Here is a 17102-nt window from a genome sequence, read left to right as displayed (position 1 = left end):
AGTGTCAACAGACCCTAATTTCTATATCTTGTGGATAAGTGATTTTAAATTTAAAATAGGTTTTTGAATTTAAAAGACTGGTTAAAGCCATATATTCTCTGTTTATAAAAGTGACCAGTTCAAGTGAATTTTTATCTGTTTTTTAATAGAAAATTATATAAATAATTTAAAAATTAATAGCTTATATTGATATTGTAGATTTAATTAATAATTAGCGTGGAACATATTTTAATTCTAAAGATCTTCACTGTAGCTAAACTACACAATTAATTTAATAATCAAGTGAAATTTCATTTTTATTAATGAATCATAGGGTTATAGATTTTTCCAACTTTTACTTCTATAGCTTAGTTTTTTTAAGCTGGGTCATCACGTGACCTAGTGCCAGTTCATCTGATAAACAGGCAATAGATCTGAACTTTTAAAACTGAAAATAGAAAAAGTATGGTTTATAAAATGGTGATCAAAAATAAAAAAAGCGCCTAACGGCGCTTTTTATTTTTTTAGTACATTTACGGTGTCAGAATGACTTTACGACAGTCTTCTTCCTTCTTATCAAAAATACGGTAACCTTCCGCAGCATCTTCCAGTTTCATGCGATGGGTAATAATCACATCTGGAGACAGATCTCCATTTTCAATATGTTCTAGCAACTGCGGCAAGTAATTATGCACATGAGTTTGTCCCATTTTAAAGGTTAAACCTTTGTCAAAGGCATCACCAAACAGGAAGCCATGAATTGGACCAGCATAAACTCCAGGTACACTCACCACACCGCCGCGTCGGACTGCTGCAATACATTGTCTGAGCGCTGAACCACTCGAACCTTCTAATTTCAGGTTGGTCATTACGGTTTCCAGAACACTGCCTTTGGCTTCGAAACCAACGGCATCAATAACCGCGTCAACACCACGATAACCTGCTGTATTTTGAATAATAAATTCAGCTGCATCGACTTCATCAAAATTCACTGGAATTGCACCATAGGTTTGATGAGCAAATCGCAAGCGATAAGGGTGATGGTCTACCATGAAGATCTGTTCGGCACCCAGCATACGTGCGCAGGCAGCCGACAGTAAACCAACTGGGCCAGCCCCATAAATCGCAACACTCGAGCCGCGAGTGACCTGAGCATTGGTTACAGCCTGCCATGCAGTAGGCAAGATATCAGTTAGGAACAGGACTTTTTCATCCGGTAATGACCCCGGTACTTTAAATGGGCCTACATTACCTTTAGGTACACGGACATATTCAGCCTGACCACCCGGAACACCACCATACAGATGGCTAAAGCCAAACAAGGCCGCTCCTGGTGGAATCTGTTTTTTATTCAGGATCGCACCACGACCCGTATTGGTATTTTCACAGGCAGCCATGAGTTCATGTTCACAGAAAAAACAGTGACCGCATGCAATGACAAAGGGAATGATCACCCGGTCACCTTTTTTGACTTCTGTCACTGCAGGGCCGACTTCTTCTACAACTCCCATAAATTCATGGCCGAAAATATCACCGTCTTCAGTGGCCGGGATTTTACCCCGGTATAGATGTAGATCTGAGCCACAGATAGCGGTGGCTGTCACCCTTAAAATAACGTCATCTGGTTCCTGAATCACTGGATCTGGAACAGATTCAACTCGTACATCCCGAGCACCATGATAGGTAAGAGCACGCATGCGGATTTCCTCTCTAGTTCAACATAAATAGTCTCAAATAAGGCTGCTGATTATTAAAAAGCCTTTTTATTAGAGCCTTATAACCTGACCTAAAGCTGTAAATTAATGTATGAAATAAGGAAGCCGAGTGTTTAAAAAATAAACTTATATAGGATTTGCGTAATTCACTACAAAATATGTCAAAAAATGGTTTCGATGAAGAAATCAGGGAAAAGACGGACAGAGCAATATATAAAAAGTATAAAAAAAGAGATTAGCTCCAGTTGCAGCTAATCTCTAAGATTTGAATCCGAGTTTAAAACTTAACCTTCCTGAAAAGATTGCTCCAAACTTTCCAGCTCCATCATCAGTTCTAGCATTTGCTCTTCGGCAGTTTCCAGTTTCTGCTTCAGTTCAGTCTGCTCGTTCATGAGTTTCAGCAAGTCATCTTTACGTGCAGCTTCATATAAAGCACTATCTGCCAGCAATTCTTCAATTTCTGCCAGACGCGGCTGTAGTTTGTCGATTTGCCCTTCGCATTTTTCGATATTCTTGCGAATCGGACGAGTCTGCTCACGACGCTGGGCGGCCAGTTTACGCTGTGCTTCCTTATCTACTTTGGCTACAACCACAGGTTTAGCTTCTGTTTCTACTACCTGTGCTTTGGCCAAGGCGTTCTGCGCATTAATCTGCTGTTGACGCGCTTCACGTAACCATTTGGCATAGTCCTGTAGATCTCCTTCAAATTCGGTACAACGTCCGGCATGCACTAACAACAATTCATCACATACTGTCGCAATCAATTGACGTTCATGCGAAACGAGTACCACCGCACCTTCAAAATCCTGCAAAGCCATAGTCAGGGCATGGCGCATATCCAGGTCCAGGTGGTTAGTCGGTTCATCCAGAATCAGTACATTTGGACGCTGCCAAACAATTAAAGCCAAAGCCAAACGTGCACGTTCACCCCCAGAGAAACTCTCACATGGGGTATCCATGCGCTCACCGCTAAAACCGAAACTGCCGAGGAAAGAACGTAAAGAAGCTTCACTAATTTTTGGATCGGCGATACGTGCCAGTTGTAACATTGGGCTGGCATTAGCATCCAAAGCATCCATCTGATGCTGAGCAAAATAACCAATATTGAGTAATTCTGAGGCCTTGCGTTGACCATTTAATAACGGCAAATCTCCGACTAAGGTTTTGATCAGGGTTGATTTACCCGCACCATTCATCCCCAATAAACCAATGCGAGAATTTGGAGTGATTTGCAGATTAATTTTGCTGGCAATCGATTTATCGCCATAACCAATTTCCGCCTGTTCTAAGGCGAGAAGTGGTGAACTCATTTTAGTCGGTTCACGGAAACTGAAGGTAAAAGGTGTATCCACATGGGCAGGGGCGAGATCCTGCATGCGCTCCAGCATTTTAATCCGGCTTTGGGCCTGACGTGCTTTGGTCGCCTTGGCTTTGAAACGGTCAATAAATTTTTGTAGATGTGCCCGGGCTTCCTGCTGTTTCTCAAAGGCCTGTTGCTGTTGTGCCAGACGTTCGCTACGGGTCACTTCAAAAGTTGAATAATTGCCGGTATAGAGAGTCAGTTCCTGATTTTCGATATGCAGGATATGATCAGTCACGGCATCCAGAAAATCACGGTCATGCGAAATCAGTACTAAAGTGCCTTCATAAGCCTTTAACCAGTCTTCGAGCCACAAAATCGCATCCAGATCCAAGTGGTTGGTTGGTTCATCAAGTAATAGCAGGTCTGAACGGCTCATCAGGGTACGAGCCAGATTCAGACGCATCCGCCAACCGCCTGAAAAACTGGAAACATCCAGACGGATCTGATGATCCATAAAGCCCAGACCGGCCATTAACTGAGCTGCTTTTGATGGTGCAGAATAGCCATGAATCTCGTCGAAACGGCCATGTAGCTGTGCCAGTTCTGCATCGGACAGCTGTTCTGGATGCGCAAGTTTGGCCTGTATATCCCAATACTCTTCATCGCCTGACAGAACAAAATCAATGGCCGGCATATCTAGTGCTTTAATTTCCTGAGCCATATGCGCTACGGTCCACACGGATGGACGGGTTAGTGAACCTTCATCTGCACTAAGCTCACCTAAAAGAGCCGCAAACAGGGTTGATTTTCCTGCGCCATTCACGCCGGTTAAACCAATTTTCCAGCCGGGATGAAGCTGCATGGAGGCTTTTTGAAATAACACTCGCCCACCACGGCGTAACGAAACTTGGTCTAACTGAATCATTGAACTTACTAACAAGAGCAAAAGAGAATGCCGCTATTCTAATGGAAAGCCGGAAGAAAACAAAAAATCTTCGTTGCAGCTTATCCTGTTCAGGCTTTAAAAATTTATAGATTCATATATGATGAACTATATTTTGAGTAAATACTCTATTTTGTTTAAAAACCGAAAGATAGAGCCATCAAGGTTCATAATAATATTGAGTAGAATAAAAATGAAAAATAGATTTTTAATTTTATCCGCACTGGGCCTATGGGCTTCGAGTGCACATGCTGCCCCAGTCAATGTCTGTGTATTTGATTTACTGGGAAAATCGGGTGAATCCTTCAAGCTGCTGGAAGAGTGGGCATTGGCCAGCAAGCAGTGGGGAGCTACGATTCAATTGATTGCTTATCAGGATGAGGCCAAAGTCGATCAGGATGCCAAAGCCGGAAAATGCGATGGCTTCTATATGACATCCATGCGTGCGCGAGCTTATAACAAATTTGCTGGCTCTATTGATGCGATTGGTGGCGTTCCTAATAATGACATCGCCATGAAAGCGGTGAGTTATGTGCTGGATAAACGTAATACCAAGCGCATGACCACTCAGATCGGCAAGGAAAAATTTGAAGTGGCCGGTATTGGCCAGATTGGTCCTGCTTATATCTTTATCCGTGATCGTAATATGAACAAACTGGAACATATTAAAGGCAAGAAGTTTGCAGTTCTACATTATGACTATGCCCAAACGATTATGGTGAACCGGGTAGAAGCTGTACCAGTAAATTCGGAAATTTCCAATTTCATCCGTAAATTTAATCAGGGTGAAGTGGATATTGTGGCAGCGCCCGCTTATGCCTTTAAACCTCTCGAAGTGACTAAAGGGCTGGGTCAGAAAGGAGCCATGATTAACTTTCCAGTAGTAAATGTCACAGCAGATCTGATTATTCGACCGGATAAATTTCCGGAACAGTTTGCAGCCAATTCCCGACAATGGTTTGTTAAGCAGTTACCCCGCAGCTTCGCGATGGTAAAACGGATGGAAGCAGAAATCCCGCGTAAATATGTTCTGAACCTGAGTCGTGAGGAACAGATCAGTTATCAGAAAATCCTGCGTGAAGGACGCATGGATTTAACCAAGCAGGGCATCTATGACGCTGGCATGATGACAGTATTAAAACGGGCACGCTGTACTGTGGAAAGAACTAATTTCGAATGCTCAATCAGTGGTGAATAGTTTTAAAATCATGTATATCTTTGTAACTACAGCGAATGAAATGTAATTCAAAGTAGCCAAGTTAAAATATTAAGATACTGATATATTTATAAAAAAACCGGGTAAAGGAAATCGGATAAAGCTGATTTATCTTTATAGGCCAAAAAACGGCTTTTATCTGGAGTAAATGCTCTATTTTTTTGAAATAAATTTGCTTAATATTTGACGCGTGTACGGACACTCAGCTAACAACAAGATTTCAAAGGATAACTAAAATGAAAAAAACACTCTTATCATTGGCTGCATTTTCTGCATTTGGTTTTGCAGGTGTGGCACATGCAGAAAAGGTCGATATCTGTGTGTTTGACCTACTTGGTAAATCTGGCGAGTCTTTCCAGATGGCTCAGGAATGGGCGCTGGCAGCAAAAGGCTGGGGCGCAGATATTAATCTGATCGCCCGTCAGGATGAAGCCGTCGCTGACAATGACTTCAAGGCTGGCAAATGTGATGGTGTATTCATGACTGCCATGCGTGCCCGTCAATACAACAAGTTTGCCGGTTCAATCGATGCCTTAGGTGGTGCTCCAAGTAATGCCATTGCACAGCGTGCGATTAGCTTCGCTTTGGATAAGCGTAATGCAGCTAAAATGGTCACGACCATGGGTGGTAAAAAATATGAGGTAGCTGGGATTGCGCCACTAGGTTCAGCTTTTATCTTTGTGCGTGACAAAAATATCAACTCCATTGAAAAAGCGGCAGGCAAGAAGTTCGCCGTACTGGGCTATGATGATGCGCAAAAAATCATGGTTCAACGTGTAGGTGCTCAGGCTGTAGTATCTGATGTATCTAACTTCGTAGCTAAGTTTAATAATGGTCAGGTCGATATGGTAGGCGCACCGGCGTATGCGTACAAACCACTCGAAATCTATAAAGGTTTGGGCAATAGCGGTGCGATGTTTAACTTTCCAGTACTGCATGTCACCTCTGACTTTGTGATCCGTCCGGAGAAATTCCCGGCTGGTTTCGGCCAGAAGTCTCGTGACTGGTTTATTAAAAATCTGCCTAAGAGCATGGCGATGATTAATCGTCTGGAAGCCGGTATTCCAGCGAAATATAAGCTGAATCTGAGTGCGGAAGACAAAACCAAGTACCAGAAGTTATTACGTGAAGGGCGTATGGATATGACCAAGCGTGGAATCTATGATGCCAGCATGATGTCGGTACTGAAACGTGCGCGTTGCTCTGTCGATAAAGCCAACTTTGAATGTTCACTTTCTGGCGAATAATTTGATTTTTAAGGAAAAAAGCTTAGATTTATCTAAGCTTTTTTTATATTAAACAAAGTCAGATCTGCCATTGCAGATCATAGCAAAGCAGTTAAGCTGATTAAAAATAATGCTTTCATGTTTGGTATAAAAAACAATAACATGTAGCACTTAAAGCAGATAACAAAAACAAGGCAATCAAGGAAAGCAAAATGATGCAGAAAGGATGGAAAGCCCTGGCTGTAGGTGCAGCACTCGCGGCAGTTTCAGGCCTGGCTCAGGCTAAACAGATAGTATGTGTATTCGATCTGGTCGGCAAAAATGGCGACGTCTATGCTGTAATGAAAGACTATCAACTGGCCGCAAAAAACTGGGGTGCTGATATCGAGCTTAGGGTAAATACCAATGAAGCTGTCGTCGCAGAAGATTTTAAAGCTGGTAAATGTGATGGGATCAGTGTCACGGGTATGCGCGGCCGTCAGTTCAACCGATTTACCGGTTCACTCGATGCGATTGGCGCGATTCCAGATTTGAACCTGGCAGTTAAAGTGATGCAAGGCCTGGCAAGTCCGACCTTTGCCAAGCTCATGGTTCAAGGCAAATATGAAGTCGCAGGGGTGATTCCGGTAGGCGATGCCTTTCTGATGGTCAATGACCGAAGTATTAATACTGTGGCGAAAGCAGCAGGTAAAAAAATTGCTGTACTCGACTATGACGAAGCACAAAAAATCATGGTTCAACAAGTGGGTGCACAGGCAGTCAGCGCTGATGTGACCAACTTTGGCTCTAAATTTAACAATGGCCAGGTCGATATTATTGGTGCGCCAGCTGCCGTATTTAAACCATTAGAACTCCATAAAGGTTTGGGAAGCAAGGGTGCTATTGTGAATTATCCGGTGTTACAGGTCACTGGTAATATCATTATTCGTCCGGATAAATTCCCGGCTGGATATGGACAAAAATCACGTGAATGGGTGAAAAGCCAGTTACCGCGTGCTTTTGGAATTTTAGGTAAAATGAAGGCAGATATTCCCTCTAAATACTGGATGGATATTCCTGAGGCAGATAAACCGGGTTACCAAAAGCTGATGCGTGATTCGCGGATTGATCTGACCAAACGGGGTATTTATGACAAACGCATGATGAAGTTGCTCTGGCAATTCCGCTGCAAGCAGAATCCGAAAAACTTCGAATGTGCATTACAGGATGAGAACTATAAACAATCCTGATAAAATTACTCTGATTTGACTTTTAATCTGTACAGACTGACCATATATTGAGTGTGTTATACTTGAAATATGGTCTTTTCTTTTTAAAGACATTCCATTCAACAGAGGAATCCGCCATGAATGCTCAAGCGCTTGTGCTCACCGACAATGCCGCAAATAAAGTACGCCAGTTGCGTGACAGTGAAGGTAACCAAGACTTAATGCTCCGTGTGTATGTCACCGGTGGCGGCTGTTCAGGTTTCTCTTATGGCTTTAACTTTGCGGAAAGCCAAAATGAAGATGATGCAGAATTCGTCAATGGCGATGTCAAAATACTGGTCGATTCTCTGAGCTATCAATATCTGGTTGGTTCAGTGGTTGACTATGTTGAAGGTCTGGAAGGTTCACGTTTTGTGGTACAAAACCCGAATGCGACCACGACCTGTGGTTGTGGATCTTCATTCTCGATCTAACATATATCAAGTTGAATAAAAAAGTCCTCATATGAGGACTTTTTTATATCTGAAGAAAGCTTAGCTTTCCAGTTTGACCGCTTCAAGCAGGTCAAAAATCACTGTAGTGACATCCTGACTCAGTTCACGGTTATTAAATATCTCGTAGGCTGTAATGGTAATGTCCGTATCGCTCGGCAATAGACGCTGTTCTTCTTCAATCAAGTCATTGATCGGCAATAAGGTCTGTTTCACTTGCAGATGCAAAATATCCTTAAATTCAAGATTTTCATCATCCAGCTCGATCAGCTGTTCATTGAAATAAGGCAGCAAAATTGAATGAAGATAAGGTTGAATATCCTCGATATCAAAGATCTCGATATCACGGGTTTCATCAATCGTACTAATGTGGTCATTTACTTCAATTAGAATATGGTAGTAACTCACATGAATCTCCAGGAAAGTTGGCCTAAGACGTCCTACTGTTCTTCACAATAACATGAAATGAAACCGGGTTGTATTTTTACTAGACTAAACACATAAATAATATAGGGAATTAAAACCTGAATTTTATCGAGTATACAACAGGGTCTTGTCTGCTGGACGCAGTTTGAAATCTTGCAGATTCTGTTCACCTAATACAGGATACATTAAGGCTTCTGGATCATTATGATGATAGAGACCCAAGGCATGGCCCAACTCATGTGCCAAAGTTAAACGTAAATCATCTTTGGCATCAAACTGGTAAATCTGGATCTTATCTCCCATAAAAATACCCTTATGAAACTGGCGTGGAGGAAAGCGCTGCTGGGCCTGCTGGATATTTTGTTGATGGCTTTGCACACTGTTTTGATGCACAGAAACTTGCTGGTTAAATGAAGATAGCTGCTCCTGAAGATAGGCATATTCGCGTTTAAAACTTTCCAGTTTAGGCTTGAGCATTTCCATCTCATACTGAAGCTGTTCACGCTCGGCAGATGAGCTGGCCTGTTGACGGCGTTGCAATAGGGTTTGAAATTCAAATTCCAGCTGACTTTTTTGCTGGATCAGGCGTTGCTGCTGATCTTCCAGATTTTTCTGCGAAACTTGCAGATTGCTGACTTCACGCTGATATCTGGCTTCATCGGCAAGTAACTTTTTTTCAACCTTTTTAAAGGCTTCATAATCCTGTTGGCGTTGATCATAAATCAGTTGAATGGCCAGCTGAGCATTCTCATCATAGACCATCAGGTTATCGCAACTGGTTCCTTCATGCCAGATCTGAATCGCTTCCTGACTTAATTGAATGACCTCATCACGGGTCAGCCCAAAACCTGGATCGACCTGGTCAATCCGGAAACGTAAGCGGGTATCAAAAGGGTGGGTTAAACGGTCAGCCAGTGAATTAAATTTTAATTGTGGATGGGTCTTGGTTTGTAGATGCAAAAACAATGACACAATGAAAACGACAATCCCCAGAAAGCTTAAAAGACGCATAGTATTTTTTTAAATATTGTTTGGCTCAATGTAGCTAAAAAAACAGCAAAATCCTAGCGTCAGAGCGATAAAGAGTGGCAATAAAAACCGTGCTTATGCACGGTTCTGCTCAGGTTAGATTATGATTTTTTACCTTTCCACTGTTCAACCTGTCTTGGCATATTGGAATGATAAATAAAACCAAGGCCTATACCATTCAATAAGAAGATCATAAATTCAATTAAATATTTCAGGTTATAGGAATGTCTGGTTTGGTGATTAAAGGCATACAGCGTGATTTCAGATTTAAAGATCTGGAAAATAATATAGCTCAGCAATCCAATACCTAGAATGATAAAACCTTTTCCGGAAGGATAGCGCTGAGGTACAGCCAGGATCAGCAACACAATGATGGCAATCAGAAAGCCTAAGGAAAAAGAAGCTTCAATTCCGAAGGTTTGCAGGTAATTAAAAGGCGCCAGTACCACATTCGGCGGTAAGATCAGAAGCAGATTACCCATTGGGTAGAGCAGCATGATCGCAAGCCCGGAAGCCAGAAGAAAAAGCTTAATAAAATTCTGCATACGTTTTTATTTTTAAGTTATTTATTTCATTATAGTTTAATTAAAAAACATTCTATTGCCTATGCATTGAGCAAAAAAAAGACCGCATAAAATGCGGTCTTTTTCTCAAAGTGACAAATTATTTTTTGTCATCTTTTACTTCAGTGAATTCAGCATCAACTACGCCGTCATCTGCTTTTTGAGCTTGACCTTCGCCGCCTTGGAATGCATTAGGATCGAAACCTTGTGCACCGCCTTGGCCTTGAGCTGCTTCATAAGCACGTTGAGTGATCGGCATAATAATGTTTTGCAATGCTTCAGTTTTCGCTTTGATTGCTTCAACATCATTTTCTTTCGTAGATGCTTCTAACTCAGAAACCGCAGTTTCGATTGCAGTTTTTTCGTCAGCACTCACTTGTTCGCCAAGATCTTTTACTGCTTTTTGAGCAGAAGAAACTAGCGCATCCGCTTCGTTACGTGCTTTTGCAAGCTCTTCAAACTTACGGTCTTCTTCAGCATTCGCTTCAGCATCTTTGATCATTGCTTCGATTTCAGCATCAGACAAACCTGAGTTTGCTTTGATCTGGATAGATTGCTCTTTACCAGTGCTCTTATCTTTTGCAGATACTTTCAAGATACCATCCGCGTTGATGTCGAACGATACTTCAATTTGTGGCACACCACGTGGAGCAGGTGGGATGTCGCCTAACTGGAAGTTACCCAACAATTTGTTTTGTTGAGCCATTTTACGTTCACCTTGGTAAACTGAAATATCTACAGCAGGCTGGTTGTCCGCAGCAGTTGAGAACACTTGAGATTTCTTCGCAGGAATCGTCGTGTTTTTCTCAATGATTGGAGTCAATACGCCACCCATGGTTTCAATACCAAGTGTCAACGGAGTAACGTCAAGAAGAAGTACGTCAGTTTTGTCACCAGACAATACTGCACCTTGAATCGCAGCACCCATTGCGACTGCTTCGTCCGGGTTCACGTCTTTACGTGGTTCACGACCGAAGAATTCTTGTACTTTTTGTTGTACAAGTGGCATACGAGACTGACCACCAACCAGAATCACGTCAGAGATGTCAGAAGTTGAAAGACCTGCATCTTTCAGCGCAATCTTACAAGGCTCGATGGTACGAGCTACAAGATCTGCAACTAAACCTTCAAGTTTTGCACGAGTCACGTTAATCACTAAGTGTTTAGGGCCAGTCGCATCTGCAGTGATGTATGGAAGGTTGATTTCAGTTGCGTTAGAAGAAGAAAGCTCGATTTTTGCTTTTTCAGCTGCTTCTTTCAGACGTTGTAACGCAAGTGGATCGTTTTTCAAGTTCACGTTTTGTTCTTTCTTGAACTCTTCAACCAGGTAGTCGATCAATGCATTATCGAAGTCTTCACCACCAAGGAAGGTATCACCGTTAGTTGATAACACTTCGATTTGCTGGTCGCCATCAAGGTCAGCGATTTCAATGATTGAAACGTCGAATGTACCACCACCCAAGTCGTAAACTGCAACTTTACGGTCGCCTTCTTTCTTGTCCATACCGAACGCAAGCGCCGCAGCAGTTGGTTCGTTGATGATACGTTTAACTTCTAGGCCTGCAATTTTACCTGCATCCTTAGTTGCTTGACGTTGTGCATCGTTGAAGTAAGCAGGAACAGTAATCACCGCTTCAGTGACTGTTTCACCCAGATAGTCTTCTGCAGTTTTCTTCATTTTTTTCAGAACTTCTGCAGAGATCTGTTGTGGTGCAAGTTTCTTATCGTTTACTTCAACCCAAGCATCGCCATTGTCGGCTTTGATGATTTTATATGGCACTAGACCGATATCTTTTTGTACTGCCTGGTCTTCATAACGACGACCGATCAGACGCTTAATCGCGAATAATGTGTTTTTAGGGTTCGTTACCGCTTGGCGTTTAGCTGATTGACCAACCAGAATTTCACCATCTTTGTACGCAATAATAGATGGAGTTGTACGTGCACCTTCAGCGTTTTCGATAACTTTAACTTTGTCGCCTTCAAGTACTGCAACACATGAGTTTGTAGTACCTAAGTCAATACCAATGATTTTAGCCATTTTGATGTTTCCTCAAAAATTTTTTTGTGATTTACACTTGTTATCCGATATGAGAGCCGTTCAATTTTTTTCAAGTAAACTTTTAGAAAAAATTTCACAAACTCCCGAATTTATTTAGCTTAAGCGCCAACCATAACCATTGCAGGACGTAATAAACGGCCGTTCAGGGCATAGCCTTTTTGCAAGACTGTACCGATCTCATTGGCTTTGGCATCTGGTGCAATACCAACTGCCTGATGTAACTCGGCATTAAAACCATTCTCAGTATCAACTACGACCACACCAAATTTTTCTAATGTTGTCAGTAAACCTTTTAAAGTTAGTTCTACGCCTTCCCGTAACGGGCCTTGTTCTTCACCCGCAGCGAGAATTGCACGTTCCAGGTTATCTACAGTTTCTAACAGCTCCTTAGAGAACTTTTCCAAAACAGTATCTTTATGCTTTTCTGATTCGCGCTGAATGCGTTCTACACTTTTTTGTGCCTCATATACGGCATTTGCAGTACGTGCTTTTTCCAGTTTTAAATCGCCTTCAAGCTGTGCGATTTGTTCCTGTAAAGACTCAACGGTAACTTCAGCTTGTTCAGGTTCAGCTTGAGCTGTTTGTTGTTCCGTTTGCTCTTGCTCAAGTTCTTGAGCTTGATCGTTTTGCTCAGTCGCCATTGATTTACTCCGTTTAAATGGGTTCTTAAACATGTACAGTCCTTGGGCGTCAGAGTTAACTGCGTTAATACTGAACTGCCATGATTGAAATTTTTAATTATTTAAAGAAATCGGGGCAGGGGCAAAAAATTCAAGCACAAGTACAGATTAATTTTAAGATTTATTTGGATTTAATGACTTTAATAAAAGCAGCATCGTATTTTTAGATAGGAATAATAATTTTTATCTGTTTTAAATATTTTTAAGACAGGTGCATCATAGCGTCATTAACAGCGACCTTGTTCTGAGGAGAGAGCTGAACCAGGTTGCTGTTGCCTTATTTTTTAAACTGTTTTTCCAGTCAGATCCCTCACACAGGGTCCGGCTTTTTTTTGTCCAGATTATTTTTTAGACATAAAAGCGATTAATAACTAAGCAATAAAGTATTACACAAAAAATGAGTAACGCTATATTATTCATTTCAGATTCTATCGCTGTAGTTTCTTCTCTTTTTTAGAAATGTGTTTTCGTGGCTTATCTTTTCTCTAGATAAGCCTTTTTTTGCCTGAAATTTGCTACGGTTTTCGACTTATAAAATGGGATCATCTTCATCAAGACTATGCTGATTGAAAACATTTCTTCTATTCAAAGAAAATAGCTTGGATGAGATCAAAATAATAAAACTGCGCCTATAAAAAAGCTCCGATTTAAATCAGAGCCTCTCTTTTTATTTATATTCTACCTAATCGCGACGATTACGTGGTCGCTGCTGTTCCTGTTTACGTCGCTGATCATTCCAGCGTGGATTATTGGAGCGGTTTTGCTGAACCTGTTTACGCTGCTGTTCTGCCACTTTTTTACGTTGTTCCAACTGCTGGCGACGTTTACGCTCGGCCTGAGCCTGTTTCTGACGCTGATTACTCAGATTTTTGCGTTGCTGTTCCAGACGTTGTCGTTCCAGTTGAGTTTTACGCCGGTCCAGTTCTATTTGCCGACGCCGTTCCTGTTCCCAGTTACGCTGCTGAATATTTTTGCGACGTTCCAGTTCCAGTCTTTTACGCTGCTGTTCGTATTCCCAGCGTTGCCGATCATAGCGACGGTCTTGATCATAACGATAATCATAACCTCGATCGCGACTGTCATAACGTCCGTCATAATAACCATGATCAGGAAAAGCCACACAGCCTACGGCTAAAAATGCAGTGGCTAAAGATACCGTTATTATTTTTATCGCCATAAGCTATCTCCTTTTATACAGACTTCTACATTAAAGTCGCAAAAGTGCTGTAAAAATCTCACTTAAACTATCAATGACATTTGATTAAATTCAGGTTAGCGTATTTGACAGATGAGCTATGTACATTGATATTAAGACTTATATAAGAATATGGTCACTAAAACCCTGATCATGTAGAAAAAATGAAGAATTATGGGAAAAGGATGAAAACTCATGGGTGCGAATAATCCGGTCACGAAATTTGTAATGAATAAGGGGCAGGGCACTGCAGCACGTTTGCTGGATTGCCTGCCGAGCTTTGCACAAGAACGTCTGGTAAAAGCATTGGATTATCCTTATGACTATCCTGATTTGGATCCTTATATAAAATGCTTGATGGCGATTCAGCTCAAACAGGGACAGCACAGTTTTATTAGTGAGGATGCGGTGCAATCACGTCAACTGTTTGATGAACGCATGAAAGCTATTCAGGCGAAACCGACGCCGGTCAAGGTAGTCGAGGATCTGCGCCTGCCATTGCAAAATGGCACTATCTTTGCCCGACATTATCATCCAGCACCACAGAAAAAATTGCCGATAGTCATTTTCTATCATGGTGGTGCATTTATAGTAGGCGGTCTGGATACACATGATGAGTTTTGCCGTTTATTGGCGGTGCATGCCAAGGTGCAGGTACTCAGCGTGGCTTATCCGCTAACGCCAGAATACAGTCCTTTGCAGATGGTACAGGTTTGTGAAGATGCTCTGGCTTGGGTACACCAAAACATCAAGCAACTGAAAATCTATAAAAACCAGATTGTAGTGGCAGGGGATAGTGCAGGTGGAAATCTGGCGGCAGTAGTTGCGCAGCGGAGTGCCGATAAAATCTATGCACCTCGCGCACAGTTATTGCTTTATCCGGCAGTCGATTTTAAAAGCCGCCATCCTTCTTTTTATGCATACAATCAGGGGCTGGTACTTTCAGCTCAGGATATTGATCTGGTGACCAAGCTATATGCTGAAACACATCAGGTCGAACTGGACGATCCGCTGATTTCACCGACCTACGGTGAGCTGAAAAATCTGCCACCTGCCTATGTGATTACCGCCCGTCATGATGTGCTGCATGATGAGGGTTCAATCTATGCACTGAAGTTACGTGAGAACGGGGTACGAGTGTATTATCAGGAATATACGGATCAGGCACACGGTTTTATCAATCTGACCCCAATTCATAAACGTTCGAAAAAGCAGGTTATCGAACTCAGCAAGAATTTCCGTAAATTCCTGGATAAAAAGATCTGACTCAAAAATAGATGTAAAAAAGGTGTTTCACGTGAAACACCTTTTTTATTTTTTATGGATCTTGGCTTCTGGAAAGACCAGATTAAATTTAGGCACATAAAAGCTTTGTAAATATTTAGTCTTAGAAAAATCCGGGAATGTATCCTGAGTATCTTGCCACTCTGCCTGAGTAAGCTTGGAGAAATAACCGCGGAATTGAGGACTAAACTGATAATGTTGGGATTTCCAGGTTTGCCGGATTTTTAGCATAGAGCTTGGAAGATGATGGCTATTTAAATAGAAAGAACGAGGAGATTTGGGTTTTTTAAGACGAAGCGTCATGTTTTGCCCACGATGAGTAATGCGACAAATCGTTTCCTGTCCCTGTTCTCGCCAGTCAAACTCTGCATATTCTTTAGGAATGCCCCACAAGTGCTGACCATGCACAATAGATTCATGAGTAGAGACATAAATTTTCGGAATAGTCGAAAGACGCCGTCTGCTAATTAAAGGATGATCCATAATCAGCAATTCATCATAAGGACCCACGGGAGAATGATGATAGCGCACCAATAGAACCTGAACGACACGGCCGAGTGGAGATGGCGCAATCCGAAAACTCTGAAATTCACGAATGAAATGAGGGGTAATCCAGTAATTCAGAATAAAACCCTCCCCCTGCAAATGCCAGGGTGGAAATTGATGGACGCTTTTCTCCTGTAGTAATGCATGGCTCATTATTATTCTCTTGTCTTTAGTCGGCAGGTCACTGCATTATTAGTCATGAAAGATTAATATGTTGCGAATCTCAACCTTTCTTTATCAGTAGATGAGTTAAAAAATGTTAAAAAAATCATTATCTGCTATCGCGTTAATCGCATTTAGCTTGCCAAGTTTTGCTGCCAATACCCTGATCGAGATGAAAACCTCATCCGGTAATATCGAAATTGAACTCTTTAATGACAAAGCACCGATTACGGTGAAAAACTTTGAAGAATATGTCAAAAGCAACTTCTATACAGGAACTATCTTCCATCGGGTCATTCCAGGCTTCATGATTCAGGGTGGAGGCTTTGATCTCAACATGCAGGAAAAAGCCAATAATAAAGCTTCAATCAAGAATGAATCAGATAATGGTTTGCAAAACAAACGTGGCACTTTGGCCATGGCACGTACCAATGATCCTAATTCGGCTAAAGCGCAGTTCTTTATTAACCTGGTAGATAACAGTTTTCTGGACCGTTCACCAAGAAATGCTGGATATGCGGTATTTGGGCGGGTTACTAAAGGTATGGAGGTAGTCGATAAGATCGCTCAAGTACCTACTCAGAACTATGGCATGCATCAGGACGTCCCGAAAACAGCAGTAAAAATTAACAGTGTGACTATTAAAGCACCAAGCGTGAAAAAGTAAGTGAAAAATAAAACATAAATGTTTTGTTTATATTTTCTTTGGAATATTATGAACTTATGTAACAATTGGTAGAAAAATGAACCAATTTGGTGCATAAAAATGAAACAGTCATGATTGGTGTGCGTTAAAAGCACTTGCTTGTGTAGGAAATTGCCCTATAATGAGCTCATACCGACGAGATAGACGGAAACGAACGCAGCAGATTGCTGAGTTGTTAAGTTTATCGAAGTCCAGCTTCTGGCATTGACGAGATGTTAGAAAGATCATTAAGAGATTATGAAGAACAACTTGTGTGGATTTTTATTGGTTGATTGATCGAAATTAGTTTCATTGATTGATTGGTTTAAATTACTCGAAGTTTATTTGAGCGAAATTTAAGTCAGAAAATTGATGAGCCAAGTTTAAGA

The 17102-nt window shown here is 41.6% G+C and carries 15 protein-coding genes; 6 read left to right on the top strand and 9 right to left on the bottom strand.

Annotated features, from left to right (window positions below; genetic code table 11):
* Window positions 1-512 precede the first annotated feature (512 nt).
* Together B3143_RS09730 and B3143_RS09725 are read right to left on the bottom strand one after the other, a co-directional pair.
* Window positions 513-1676, bottom strand: coding sequence for a zinc-dependent alcohol dehydrogenase (locus B3143_RS09730; protein ID WP_286740259.1), 1164 nt, complete (start codon window positions 1674-1676; stop codon window positions 513-515).
* A 302-nt stretch (window positions 1677-1978) separates the two neighbouring features.
* Window positions 1979-3922 carry an ATP-binding cassette domain-containing protein gene (locus B3143_RS09725; protein WP_286740257.1) on the bottom strand — a complete coding sequence of 648 codons (1944 nt, stop codon included), beginning with the start codon at window positions 3920-3922 and terminating at the stop codon, window positions 1979-1981.
* A gap of 211 nt (window positions 3923-4133) precedes the next feature.
* Here B3143_RS09725 and B3143_RS09720 point away from each other — a divergent pair, with 211 nt between their 5' ends.
* The 4 genes from B3143_RS09720 (at window position 4134) to erpA (ending at window position 8063) form a co-directional block, all read left to right on the top strand.
* Window positions 4134-5138: a putative solute-binding protein gene (locus tag B3143_RS09720; RefSeq protein WP_286740256.1), complete on the top strand. Its 1005-nt coding sequence runs from the start codon at window positions 4134-4136 to the stop codon at window positions 5136-5138.
* A 254-nt stretch (window positions 5139-5392) separates the two neighbouring features.
* A complete protein-coding gene (locus tag B3143_RS09715) occupies window positions 5393-6403 on the top strand; it encodes a putative solute-binding protein (RefSeq protein ID WP_004780360.1) in 1011 nt (336 codons plus the stop codon).
* Between the two features lie 194 nt (window positions 6404-6597).
* Window positions 6598-7611, top strand: a complete 1014-nt coding sequence (locus B3143_RS09710) for a putative solute-binding protein (RefSeq protein ID WP_125279440.1) — start codon at window positions 6598-6600, stop codon at window positions 7609-7611.
* A gap of 116 nt (window positions 7612-7727) precedes the next feature.
* Window positions 7728-8063, top strand: coding sequence for an iron-sulfur cluster insertion protein ErpA (gene erpA / locus B3143_RS09705; protein ID WP_286740254.1), 336 nt, complete (start codon window positions 7728-7730; stop codon window positions 8061-8063).
* Between the two features lie 60 nt (window positions 8064-8123).
* On the opposite strand, the gene B3143_RS09700 is transcribed toward erpA, so the two are convergent.
* From B3143_RS09700 to B3143_RS09675, 6 genes are all read right to left on the bottom strand, one after another.
* Complete coding sequence (locus B3143_RS09700) at window positions 8124-8501, bottom strand: hypothetical protein (protein WP_162835342.1); 378 nt, start codon at window positions 8499-8501, stop codon at window positions 8124-8126.
* A gap of 111 nt (window positions 8502-8612) precedes the next feature.
* Window positions 8613-9518, bottom strand: a complete 906-nt coding sequence (locus B3143_RS09695) for a matrixin family metalloprotease (RefSeq protein ID WP_261635226.1) — start codon at window positions 9516-9518, stop codon at window positions 8613-8615.
* A 119-nt stretch (window positions 9519-9637) separates the two neighbouring features.
* Entirely contained in the window at window positions 9638-10033 is a 396-nt protein-coding gene (locus B3143_RS09690) for a hypothetical protein (RefSeq protein WP_228127210.1), read from the bottom strand.
* A gap of 166 nt (window positions 10034-10199) precedes the next feature.
* Entirely contained in the window at window positions 10200-12140 is a 1941-nt protein-coding gene (gene dnaK, locus B3143_RS09685; protein WP_125279437.1) for a molecular chaperone DnaK, read from the bottom strand.
* Between the two features lie 119 nt (window positions 12141-12259).
* Window positions 12260-12802, bottom strand: a complete 543-nt coding sequence (gene grpE, locus B3143_RS09680; protein ID WP_004780371.1) for a nucleotide exchange factor GrpE — start codon at window positions 12800-12802, stop codon at window positions 12260-12262.
* Between the two features lie 721 nt (window positions 12803-13523).
* Window positions 13524-14018 (bottom strand): hypothetical protein, encoded by a 495-nt coding sequence (locus tag B3143_RS09675; protein WP_286740249.1) that lies wholly within the window; start codon window positions 14016-14018, stop codon window positions 13524-13526.
* Window positions 14019-14231: 213 nt separating this feature from the next.
* Between B3143_RS09675 and B3143_RS09670 the strand changes: the two genes are divergently transcribed.
* A complete protein-coding gene (locus B3143_RS09670; RefSeq protein WP_286740248.1) occupies window positions 14232-15302 on the top strand; it encodes an alpha/beta hydrolase in 1071 nt (356 codons plus the stop codon).
* Window positions 15303-15347: 45 nt separating this feature from the next.
* Here B3143_RS09670 and B3143_RS09665 read toward each other — a convergent pair whose 3' ends face one another.
* Entirely contained in the window at window positions 15348-16019 is a 672-nt protein-coding gene (locus tag B3143_RS09665) for an acetoacetate decarboxylase family protein (RefSeq protein ID WP_286740246.1), read from the bottom strand.
* 103 nt (window positions 16020-16122) lie between these two features.
* Here B3143_RS09665 and B3143_RS09660 point away from each other — a divergent pair, with 103 nt between their 5' ends.
* Window positions 16123-16695, top strand: a complete 573-nt coding sequence (locus B3143_RS09660; protein ID WP_104426782.1) for a peptidylprolyl isomerase — start codon at window positions 16123-16125, stop codon at window positions 16693-16695.
* Window positions 16696-17102: the final 407 nt, after the last annotated feature.

The sequence above is a fragment of the Acinetobacter sp. UBA1496 genome, from assembly GCF_002324975.1.
GTDB lineage: Bacteria > Pseudomonadota > Gammaproteobacteria > Pseudomonadales > Moraxellaceae > Acinetobacter > Acinetobacter variabilis.
The sequence above is the reverse complement of the archived record's forward strand: the minus strand, read 5'-3'. Positions and strand labels throughout refer to the sequence as shown.

Excerpts from the sequence above, each read along its gene's own strand:
- B3143_RS09725 (WP_286740257.1), bottom strand. The coding sequence starts at position 3,922 with ATGATTCAGTTAGACCAAGTTTCGTTACGCCGTGGTGGGCGAGTGTTA.
- dnaK (WP_125279437.1), bottom strand. The coding sequence starts at position 12,140 with ATGGCTAAAATCATTGGTATTGACTTAGGTACTACAAACTCATGTGTT.
- B3143_RS09670 (WP_286740248.1), top strand. The coding sequence starts at position 14,232 with ATGGGTGCGAATAATCCGGTCACGAAATTTGTAATGAATAAGGGGCAG.
- B3143_RS09690 (WP_228127210.1), bottom strand. The coding sequence starts at position 10,033 with ATGCTGCTCTACCCAATGGGTAATCTGCTTCTGATCTTACCGCCGAAT.
- B3143_RS09695 (WP_261635226.1), bottom strand. The coding sequence starts at position 9,518 with ATGCGTCTTTTAAGCTTTCTGGGGATTGTCGTTTTCATTGTGTCATTG.
- B3143_RS09715 (WP_004780360.1), top strand. The coding sequence starts at position 5,393 with ATGAAAAAAACACTCTTATCATTGGCTGCATTTTCTGCATTTGGTTTT.
- erpA (WP_286740254.1), top strand. The coding sequence starts at position 7,728 with ATGAATGCTCAAGCGCTTGTGCTCACCGACAATGCCGCAAATAAAGTA.
- B3143_RS09730 (WP_286740259.1), bottom strand. The coding sequence starts at position 1,676 with ATGCGTGCTCTTACCTATCATGGTGCTCGGGATGTACGAGTTGAATCT.
- B3143_RS09660 (WP_104426782.1), top strand. The coding sequence starts at position 16,123 with ATGTTAAAAAAATCATTATCTGCTATCGCGTTAATCGCATTTAGCTTG.
- B3143_RS09675 (WP_286740249.1), bottom strand. The coding sequence starts at position 14,018 with ATGGCGATAAAAATAATAACGGTATCTTTAGCCACTGCATTTTTAGCC.
- grpE (WP_004780371.1), bottom strand. The coding sequence starts at position 12,802 with ATGGCGACTGAGCAAAACGATCAAGCTCAAGAACTTGAGCAAGAGCAA.
- B3143_RS09710 (WP_125279440.1), top strand. The coding sequence starts at position 6,598 with ATGCAGAAAGGATGGAAAGCCCTGGCTGTAGGTGCAGCACTCGCGGCA.
- B3143_RS09665 (WP_286740246.1), bottom strand. The coding sequence starts at position 16,019 with ATGAGCCATGCATTACTACAGGAGAAAAGCGTCCATCAATTTCCACCC.
- B3143_RS09720 (WP_286740256.1), top strand. The coding sequence starts at position 4,134 with ATGAAAAATAGATTTTTAATTTTATCCGCACTGGGCCTATGGGCTTCG.